This is a genomic window from Kitasatospora sp. NPDC007106, from assembly GCF_040634455.1.
Lineage (GTDB): Bacteria > Actinomycetota > Actinomycetes > Streptomycetales > Streptomycetaceae > Kitasatospora > Kitasatospora arboriphila.
Genome location: NZ_JBEYFP010000628.1, coordinates 1 through 3,489 on the forward strand (window position 1 = coordinate 1; position 3,489 = coordinate 3,489).

The 3,489-nt window shown below is 73.6% G+C and carries 3 protein-coding genes; all 3 read left to right on the forward strand.

Annotated elements, in window-relative coordinates:
- Nucleotides 1-1,171 (forward strand): DUF1996 domain-containing protein (locus ABZ641_RS29705; protein WP_359986712.1); only part of this gene is annotated, 1,171 nt, incomplete at its 5' end.
- 310 nt (nt 1,172-1,481) lie between these two features.
- Nucleotides 1,482-2,141: a hypothetical protein gene (locus tag ABZ641_RS29710; RefSeq protein ID WP_344623298.1), complete on the forward strand. Its 660-nt coding sequence runs from the start codon at nt 1,482-1,484 to the stop codon at nt 2,139-2,141.
- Nucleotides 2,138-3,489, forward strand: a 1,352-nt coding sequence (locus ABZ641_RS29715; protein WP_359986715.1) for an NADH-ubiquinone oxidoreductase-F iron-sulfur binding region domain-containing protein, incomplete at its 3' end; no start/stop codon positions are given. The genes ABZ641_RS29710 and ABZ641_RS29715, both read left to right, overlap by 4 nt.

Genomic DNA, 3,489 nt, shown 5'->3' on the forward strand with positions numbered 1-3,489 from the left:
CGTCGACCGGGACCTCGCCGACCTCGACGTGCAGGTCGCGGACGCCTACCGCAGCCTCTCCGAGCCCGGCTCGGGGGGCGGCGAGAAGCGGGTCATGGGCGACCTGGCCGCCAAGCGGTCCGACACCCTGCGCAAGCTCGCCGCGAGCGCCGGAAAGGACTCCGGCCTGCCGCAGGACATGTCCGGACTGGCGAACTGCGCCATCCGCAAGGACCTGGTGGTCGACGCCTCCACCAAGGACTACGCCAACGACGCGCAGAGCGTCGCCGCGCAGAGCAAGAGCTCCGGCGGGTCGAAGTCCGGCCCCGGCCGCGGCTTCGTCGACATCCGCAACGTCGCCCCGAACACCGCCCGGCCCGCCCGCAGCGGACCCGCCACCGGCACCTTCACCTCCCGCTGCGGACGCAACGAGAACCGCCACCTCAACCCCGACAACGTCATCGTCGCGCCCGGCGTCAGCAACGGCGCCCACCACATGCACGACTACGTCGGCAACCGCATCACCGACGGCTTCTCCTCCAACGGGAAGCTCGCCGGCGCCGGCACCACCTGCTCCAACGGCGACCAGTCGGCCTACTACTGGCCGGTGCTGCGGCTCCTCGACGGCACCAACGACAAGGACGCCAAGGCACCGGGCGGCGGCAAGGACAAGAACGTCGGACGCATCCTGCAGCCCGCCGAGGTCGGGATCACCTACAGCTCCCCGAACGGCAGCCGCGTCCAGCCGATGACCCGCTTCCTGCGGATCATCACCGGTGACGCCAAGGCGCTCACCAACGGGCCGGCCAACGCCCACGCCTCCTGGAGCTGCACCGGCTTCGAGGACCGCCAGCTCGCCGACAAGTACCCGATCTGCCCGGGCGGCAGCCGGGTCGTGCGGACGCTGAAGTTCCCGGACTGCTGGGACGGCAAGAACATCGACAGCGCCAACCACCGCACCCACACCGCCTTCTCCAAGAACGGCAGCTGCCCGCGGAACTTCCGGGCCATCCCCCAGCTGGTCGAGCGCGTCGCCTACGACGTGCCGTCCGGCGCCAAGTTCGCCGTCGACAGCTTCCCCGAGCAGCTCCACAACCCGATCACCGACCACGGCGACTTCATCAACGTGATGAACCGCAACCTGCTGGACCAGATGGTGAGTTGCATCAACGAGGGTCGCCGCTGCGGCTGATCCGTCGGGCCGCCCCGGGCTCACCCCGGGCGGCCCGGGCCGCGACCCCTCGCGCGGCCGGCCCGGTGGGACCGGGCGCCATTCGAGCAGAGCAAGGACACAGCCGGAGGGCTCAGCGATGTTGACAGGTCAAGGACGCCGATCCTGGCATTCGGCCGCAGGGCCGGCGCGAGCGGGCCGAGCGGCCCGAACACGCCAGGCGAACCGGTCGGACCGGGCCGCGCGCAGCGAGCAGGCACCCGCCGCGGCCGCGGCGGACCGGCCCGAGGCCGGCGGCCGGCAGCCCCGTTCGGTCTGGTCGTTCCTCCCCGTGCTGGCGGCGGGGCTCGGCCTCACGGCCGTCGCCGTCAACGGCGCACTGCAGGCCTTCCTCGGCATCGCCGCCGGGGTGCTCGCCCTGGTGTCGTTCACCTCCGCCGTGCTGTGGGGGCTGGCGGCGACCGACCGGCTGCTGCTGTACCCCGTCCACCGGCTCGCCGCCCAGGCGATCCACCGGGTGATGGGCATCAGCGGCGTGGTCTTCCTCGTCCTGCACGTGTGGATGAACCTGATCCAGGACCAGATCGGCGCACTCGGAGCGTTCGTCCCCTTCGCCGACCCGCAGAAGCCGGTGCTCTACGGCCTCGGCGTGCTCTCCGGCTACGTGCTCCTCACGGTCGCACTCGCCGGCGCGGCCCGCGGCCTGCTGGCCCGCACCGGCGACTCGCGGCGCTGGCGGATCGTCCACGTCCTCGCCTACCCGGCCTGGGGCGCCGGCCTGGTCCACGGACTCAACGCGGGCCGGCTGCCCGCCACCTACATCACCGTCATGTACTGCGTGGCCGTGGTCGGCGTGATCGTGGCCCTCGGGCTGCGGATGGCCTTCCAGGACCGCGGCGCCCCGCGCCGCCCGGCCACCGCCGTCCGGCCCGACACGGCCGGCCGGCCGACGGTCGGCGCCGGCACCGGACGACGCAGGCAGGACGGATGAGCGGCGCCCCGATCGCCTGGCTCGGCCGGCCCGTGCTCTTCGCCGGCCTGGAGCACAGCGAGCAACTGGACTACCGCGAACACCTGGTCGTCCACGGCCGGCTGTCCCCGATGAAGGCCGAGGACCTCGCGGACCTCGCCGAGAACGTCGACCTTCGGGGTCGCGGCGGCGCCGGCTTCCCGTTCGCGAGGAAGCTCCGGGCCGTCGTCAAGTCGGCCGCCCGGCGCCGCACCCGCCCGGTCGTGGTGGTCAACGGAACGGAAGGAGAACCGAGTTGTCTCAAGGACGCGGCCCTGCTGCTGCGCACCCCCCACCTCGTCGTGGACGGGGCCCTGCTGGCAGCCGAGGCCCTGGACGCCGAGCAGGTGGTCCTCGGGGTCACCCGCGCCGACACCGAGCAGTCGCTGCGCCGGGCGCTGGCCGAGCGGCGGACGACCCGGGTGCCGGTCAACGTCGCCCGGCTGCCCGAGCGGTTCGTCTCGGGCGAGGGCAGCTCGCTGGCCCGCGGCATCACCAGCGGGATCGCCCTGCCACGCGGCGGCAAGGTCCGGACGAGCGACAGCGGCGTCCGCGGCCTGCCGACCCTGCTGTCCAACGCCGAGACGTACGCGCAGCTCGCCGTCGCCGCCCGGCTGGGGGCGCTGCCCTACCGGGAGTCCGGCACCCCGTCGGAGCCCGGGACGGTCCTGCTCACCCTGGCCGGCCGCCAGGTGGTGGAGACGCCCCTCGGCGTCCCGCTCCCGCAACTGCTCGCGCTGTTCGACCTGGAGATCGGCCAGGGCGTGCTGACCGGCGGCTACCACGGCAAGTGGCTCAGCCCCGAGGCCGCCGGCAAGGCGACGGTCTCCCGGCAGTCCCTGCAGAGCCTCGGCGGGGCACTGGGCGCCGGGGCGCTCCTCCCGCTGCCGCACACCACCTGCCCGCTCGGTGAGGTCCTCCGGGTCGCCCGCTGGCTGGCGGACGAGACGGCGGGCCAGTGCGGGCCCTGCTACCTCGGTCTGCCGGCCCTGGTGAAGGAGCTGGAGCAGGTGGTGAAGGGCGGCGGCCGGCCCGCCCTGGAGGCCGTCGAGTCCCGGATGAAGGCGGTCACCGGTCGGGGCGCGTGCAGCCATCCCGACGCCGCCGCCCGGTTCGTCGCCTCGGCGCTGGAGGTCTTCGACGAGGACCTGCAGATGCACACCTACCAGTACGGCTGCGGCCGGCCCGTCCAGGACGTGCTCCCCATGCCGGTCATGGAGAGCGCCGGGACGATCGTCGTGGACTGGACCCTCTGCGAGGCGCACGGCCTGTGCACCAGCGTCCTTCCCGAGGTCATCAGCCTGGAGGCGGACGGCTTCCCCGCGGCCGG